At 62.3% G+C, this 6,144-nt stretch carries 6 protein-coding genes; 1 reads left to right on the top strand and 5 read right to left on the bottom strand.

Annotated elements, in window-relative coordinates:
- Positions 1–97 precede the first annotated feature (97 nt).
- The 3 genes from BGI27_RS12970 to BGI27_RS12960 all read right to left on the bottom strand — a co-directional run bounded on the left by BGI27_RS12970 (position 98) and on the right by BGI27_RS12960 (position 4,391).
- Positions 98–2,986: an adenosylcobalamin-dependent ribonucleoside-diphosphate reductase gene (locus BGI27_RS12970; protein WP_095525278.1), complete on the bottom strand. Its 2,889-nt coding sequence runs from the start codon at positions 2,984–2,986 to the stop codon at positions 98–100.
- A gap of 216 nt (positions 2,987–3,202) precedes the next feature.
- A complete protein-coding gene (locus tag BGI27_RS12965) occupies positions 3,203–4,051 on the bottom strand; it encodes an HDOD domain-containing protein (RefSeq protein ID WP_170943038.1) in 849 nt (282 codons plus the stop codon).
- 127 nt (positions 4,052–4,178) lie between these two features.
- On the bottom strand, positions 4,179–4,391 hold the full coding sequence (locus BGI27_RS12960; RefSeq protein WP_095525276.1) for a YdcH family protein: 213 nt from the start codon (positions 4,389–4,391) through the stop codon (positions 4,179–4,181).
- A 361-nt stretch (positions 4,392–4,752) separates the two neighbouring features.
- On the opposite strand from BGI27_RS12960, the gene greB reads away from it, so the two are divergent.
- Positions 4,753–5,280 carry a transcription elongation factor GreB gene (greB, locus tag BGI27_RS12955; RefSeq protein ID WP_095525283.1) on the top strand — a complete coding sequence of 176 codons (528 nt, stop codon included), beginning with the start codon at positions 4,753–4,755 and terminating at the stop codon, positions 5,278–5,280.
- Here the strand turns inward: greB and BGI27_RS12950 are convergent.
- On the bottom strand, positions 5,271–5,741 hold the full coding sequence (locus BGI27_RS12950; protein ID WP_095525275.1) for an RrF2 family transcriptional regulator: 471 nt from the start codon (positions 5,739–5,741) through the stop codon (positions 5,271–5,273). The two genes, greB and BGI27_RS12950, sit on opposite strands and share 10 nt — an antisense overlap.
- A gap of 10 nt (positions 5,742–5,751) precedes the next feature.
- Entirely contained in the window at positions 5,752–6,135 is a 384-nt protein-coding gene (locus tag BGI27_RS12945) for a SirB2 family protein (RefSeq protein ID WP_095525274.1), read from the bottom strand.
- Between the last annotated feature and the right edge of the window lie 9 nt (positions 6,136–6,144).

Here is a 6,144-nt window from a genome sequence, read left to right as displayed (position 1 = left end):
CTGTCCCATTCATGCTTTCAGTTTAGAACCTGCAACAGCTAACTCCGACAGCGCCAAAAACAAGGCGCCTTCCGGCGCCTTGTTGCATTTTGACGGATCACCCACACGTCCCCACCGCCCCGCAGGCCGTGCAAAAGTCGCAGCCATCCTTACGGATCATGGTGTGGTTGCCGCATTCAGGGCAGGCGCGCCCCTGCATGAGTTTGGGCTCATCCTGCTCGCGCGGCGTTTCGAGGATGCCCATCTCGCGGGTCGGATAGCCGTTCTCGTCCAGCACGCCGAGCATGGCGTAGCGATGGATGATGAGCCGTGCGAGGTAGGCAACGGTACTGGGCCAGTTCTGCTGGCGGCGAGTGCCTGGCACGAAGGCCATGAAGTCGCCCAGGGGCTCTGGATAGTTCAGGAGTTTGCGCAGCTTCATACCGATCCAGGCCGGATCGACCACGCGCATGTCGAGTGAGAGCAGGCGCGAGAGCCCGTCCAGCGCGCGTGGGTAGTTGCCCGAAAGCCACATGGAGTACGGGCGGGTGACGCCTGTAAGGCCCCCCGTACCATCGCTGGGCAGCGTGATTTCCTTCAGGCCGAGCACAAAGTCCTCGCCGGTTGCCGGGTTCTGGATATCGACAGTCCATGAGAGCGTGCCATCAGCTCCGGTCTTGGGTTCGGCTACGGAGAAGACGGCATCACGCACCGGCGTCTCGCCCTCTTCCTCAAAGGCGCCCAGCGTTTCGCAGCGGTGGCGCACGATCTGGGCAAAGGCGGAGACCACGCCGGGCACACGCCGATGCTCGCCATGCGGCGGGAATGGCATCTCGAAAGCCGTTTCGCCAACGGTGTGGGCGAGCATGTCGAGCTTGAGCTTGAGCCAGGCACGGTCGTTGGAGCGCATGTCCATTGACAGGGTCTTGGCCACGGCTCCGAGACCACGCGGTTGATCGGCACCGTTCACCCACACTTCGAAGGGTTTGCTGTGCCCGGGACGACCGTTCTCGGCCTGGCCGACGAAGATCGCGAAGCTGCCCGTGGGGCTGTTGAGCATGTAGGTCCAGGAGAGGTTGCCATCCGGCATGTCAGGCCGGCCTGGCCAGCGCAGACTGGAGAGTACCGGCGCGGGCAGATGCGGAATGGACAACCGGCGATTGGCGTCGCTGACCTGCACATCCTGCGGGGCTTTCTTGCCGTCCGGCGCCGGCGCGCTGGGCGCAACCGACAGCACGGAGCCGAGCACGCTGTTGGGGCGATAGGTGGCAAGCCCCTTCAGACCGGCCTTCCAGGCGCTCATGTAGAGATCCTCGAAATCCGTATAGGAATAATCCTCGGGCACGTTCACCGTCTTGGAGATGGAGGTATCCACATAGGGCGCGACGGCGGCCACCATATCCTTGTGTGCAGCAGCGGAAAGCTCCAGCGCAGTCACGAAATACGGCGGCAGCCTGGAGGTATCGCCACCGAGATGGCGGTACAGACGCCAGGCGTAGTCCTCCACGGCGTATTCCTTGTGGGTGCCGTCGACCATGCGTTTCTTGCGGGTATAGGTCCAGGAGAACGGTGGCTCGATGCCATTCGAAGCATTGTCGGCGAAGGCCAGCGAGATGGTGCCCGTGGGCGCGATGGAAAGCAGGTGCGAGTTGCGGATGCCATGTTTGCGGATGGCGTCCTTCACTTCATTGGACAAACGCGAGGCAAAATTTCCGCCCGAGAGATACATGTCGGCATTGAACAACGGAAAAGCGCCCCGTTCGCGGGCGAGCTCCACCGACGCAAGATAGGAGGCGTCACGCATGACCTTGCTGATGTGCGTGGCCATGTCGCGCGCCTCTTGGGTGTCGTAGCGCAGGCCGAGCATGATCAGGGCATCGCCCAGGCCTGTGAAGCCCAGGCCGACGCGACGCTTGCTGGCGGCCTCCTGGGCTTGCTGCGGCAGTGGCCAGTGAGTGGCGTCGAGCACGTTGTCGAGCATGCGGATCGAGGTGGCGACGACCTTGCCGAAAGCGGCCTCGTCGAATCTCGCCTTCTTCGTGAAGGGCGACTTGATGAAGCGGGTAAGATTGATTGAGCCTAGGCAGCAGCAGCCGTAGGGCGGCAGCGGCTGTTCGGCGCAGGGATTGGTGGCCTCGATGGTCTCGCAATAGTTGAGATTGTTATCCTTGTTTATGCGATCCAGGAACAGGATGCCCGGCTCGGCGTGGCCGTAGGTCGAACGCATGATCTGGTCCCACAGATCGCGAGCGCGTACCTTACGGAACACCCACAGACCATCCTCACGCTGATAGGCCCCCGCATTCTTCAGGTCGGTGGCAGGCTCGGCCTTGTGCACGAGCTCGACATCGCCGTCTTTCTCCACGGCCTGCATGAACCGGTCGGTGACGCCTACCGAGATGTTGAAGTTGGTGAGATCCCCTTGGTCCTTGGCGTGGATGAAGGCCTCGATGTCGGGATGATCGATGCGCAACACCCCCATCTGCGCGCCACGACGAGCGCCGGCGGACTCCACCGTCTCACACGAGCGATCGAACACCCGCATGTAACTCACCGGACCGGAAGCACGGCTCTGTGTGCCGCGTACCGCAGCACCGACCGGGCGGATCGAGGAGAAATCGTAACCGACGCCACCGCCACGGCGCATGGTTTCAGCGGCGTGCGACAACGCCGTGTAGATACCTGGGCGGCCGTCGACCTCTTCGGTGATGGAATCCCCCACGGGCTGCACGAAACAGTTGATCAGCGTGGCAGCCAGCGAGGTTCCGGCAGCGGAGTTGATACGGCCGCCAGGAATGAAACCGGCAACCTGGGCCTCGAAGAAACGCTCCTCCCAGAGGGCACGCTTCTCTTCCTTCTCGACCGAAGCCAGCGCACGGGCCACTCGCCGGCGTACATCCGTGACCGAAGACTCATCACCCTTGGCGTATTTTTCCAGCAGGATCTCGCCGGAAATTTCTTGCTCGGTCAGGGTGGAAACAGCTTCATCGCGGATCTGTGCATCCATTTTTCGGGCTCCCCAGGGCTTATGGTCTCTATGACGGGTCAGCTGCCGCCGAAACGGCGAACCGGGGCCGAGCATACTACGGGTAGTAGCAAGCCAGAATCAAATAACTAAATACAGCCACAAAAGGATTCAGCAAAGCCAGGCGGGAGGTGCCTTCCAGACCTTCTGGCAGTACGGATGGACTACGCAGGGTGGACCGCGAAAGCGCGCAAGGATTCAGGAGAGACCCAGCGAACGCAGCACCGAATCCAGTTGCGCTTCGCAGTGCTCGGCAAGCACCGGCAAAAGCGCGAGATCGACACCCGAGAGCTCCGGTGCATCTTCGTCCAGCACGCTAATGCCGGCAGTAACCGTTTCACCGCGTGCCAGGAGTTCGGTGACGGAAATCGCCAGATTGAGCCGTGCGGCTTCCTCGTGCAGCCCTTCCGGTGCGCTCAGCGGATCCAGCTGGGCGCCGATCACCTGGCCAATATGTTCCGGCAGATGCCAGGACGAACAAAGTGCCGCACCGACTTCCGCGAAGTCGCAGCCCACGATGCTGCGTTCCTTCTCGGCCAGCTCGTTCAGGTTTTCCTGCCCCATATCGAGCACGATGCCCATCAGGTCCGGCACGGCGTGGTACATCACCAGATGCCCCATGTCGGACAACAGGCCGATGACGAAGGCCCGCTCGGCCTCGCGTGCGCCCAGGTGGCGGGCGAATTGCCGACACATCAACGCCCGGCGGATGCTGCCGCGCCAGAAGCGGTCCATATCCATGCGGCGCGGGCGGATGCCATGGAAGGCACCGGCCAGCGTGGCGGTCAGCACGATCTCGCCGACCTGATCCAGCCCGATCAGGCTGATGGCGCGTGAAACCGTCTCGATACGGCGGGGGAATCCGTAGAAAGCACTGTTGGCGACCTGCAACAGGGTCGCCGTGAGGGAGGGATCGTTCTCGATAAGACGCGCAAGCTCCGAAACCCTGACCTCAGGGTCGGCCAATGCCTGACGCAACTTGTAATACAGGTCCGGCAGGGTCGCCAGGTGTTTCTGCCCTGCAACGAGTTCCTGGGCAAGACGCATGAAAAGCCTCCCGATGTTGCCGCGCCGCCCTCGCCGTAGGAACGGCATGCGCGACACAGGAGCGGCGGATTATCGCTCGAATCGGCAACAAAGGCATCCTTGAAGGGAGCCTTGCCTGCAGGGTTTTTCAGGCCGGAGACTCCGGCCGCAGCACGCGCTCGATCAGCGTGATGCGATCCCGCACGATCAGCTTCCGTTTCTTGAGACGGCGCATGGCCAGTTCGTCTTCATCCGGCGCGCAGGACAGGCGGGAAATGGCGTTGTCCAGTTCGCGATGCTCCGCGCGCAGCACATCGAGACGATGCCGCAAATTTATGGCTTCTTCGAACATGTCGCTCATCGGGATCACTCCTGTTTCTTATATGACCAGCATGCTACCGGTGCCGGCTTTTGCCTAGTGAGGATTTCCCGTGGCCGGGAACCTAGTGGGCCGGAAACAACTCGTAACACCGCAGGCTTGAGATTCTCCGCCCGGCACCGATATCTGATAACACGGGCAGCAATAATCGCAGCCTGACAGTAGCGCTAGCCAACCCCAAGCCAGGAGGGTCGCCATGAACATCGTATTGAACAATCCTGTTTTGTATGTCGTGGACTACCCATCCGTCGGAGCCATCGAAGTCATCGACAAACGTACGGCGCGCGGTGGTTTGCTTGCTGGCGATGCTGCCTCGCGTTTTCGTCGCGATCTGGAGGATGCGATGAATCTGAGCGAGGACGACGACGATCCCGCGCTCTCGCCCGCGCTGCCTGCCGGCAGCAAGTACTACATCACCCGCAATGGCTTCAACCGGTTGAAGGCAGAGCTGGATCAACTGCTGCGCGTCGAGCGCCCGGAAGTGGTCTCGGTCGTCTCCTGGGCAGCCTCCAATGGCGACCGCTCCGAAAACGGTGACTACATCTATGGCAAACGTCGCCTGCGCGAAATCGACCGCCGCATCCGTTTCCTGATCAAACGCCTGGAAATCGCCACGGTGGTGGATCCAGAAGCGCAGGAGAACGTCGATCAGGTGTTCTTCGGCGCCACGGTGACGGTCTGCGATCAGGACGGCGAAGAATCCATCTACCAGATCGTCGGTGTGGACGAAGCCGATGCCGGTCGCGGCCTGATCAGCTGGATCTCGCCATTGGCGCGCGCACTGCTCAAGGCCCGTGTGGGCGACACCGTGCGTTTCGCCAGTCCTGGTGGCCTGCGCGAGCTGGACATCCTCGACATCGCCTACCGCTGAACGCCTGCCGGCCCTGGTGGCACGCTGACCACCGGGATGCCCAGCAGATGGGCCAGCGGTGCGGGATCGCACACCAGATCGGCCAACGTGTAGCGATCCAGGACGCCATAGAAAGCCTCACGCGCTTCATGCAGCACGCCAACCAGACGGCAACCCGGCGTGATGCGGCAGCGATCGGGCGCCACGAAGCACTCGACAATGGGCCCATCCCCCTCCGCCGCGCGCACCACCACCCCCAGCCCGACCTGCGACGCAGGCACCGCCAGGCGCAGCCCACCGCCCTTGCCACGCAAGGCTTCCACGAAACCACTCTTGCCCAGTTGCTGGACCACCTTCATCAGGTGGCTCTCCGAGATGCCGTAGGCCTGGGCGATCCCCTGGATGGTGGCAAGATGTTCCGGCCGCAGCGCCAAGTACATCAGCACGCGCAGCGTGTAGTCGGTATAGGTGGTGAGTTTCATGGCGGAGGGACTATAGCAGGCGCCAGCTGGCCGATTTTGTAAGCCCGACACCCACGATGTAACCCACGCACAGCAAGGCCGAGATGAACGCGGCCACGGCGCGCCGCCTCGGCTGATCACGCCGCAGGGCCCAGTGCCCGAGCAGGATGTAGCCCAGCAGGGCAACCAGCTTCGCGGTAAGCCAGCCATGCACCAATGGATACTGGTGAATCAGCACCGCCAGCTTGATCGCCACGCCCAGCAGCACGGTATCCACCAGATGCGGCAGATAGCGAAGCGGCCACCAGCGCCGCCATGGCACACCCGCCAGTTGCAGACTGCCGCGCAGGAAAAACAAACCAATGCTGAGCATCGCTGCCGTGAAATGGATCTGCTTGAGCGTGAGATAAAGCATGCAACATTC

The sequence above is a fragment of the Candidatus Dactylopiibacterium carminicum genome (assembly GCF_014736495.1).
In the GTDB taxonomy this organism is placed as follows: Bacteria; Pseudomonadota; Gammaproteobacteria; order Burkholderiales; family Rhodocyclaceae; genus Uliginosibacterium; species Uliginosibacterium carminicum.
This window is presented reverse-complemented; position numbering and strand designations above follow the sequence as displayed.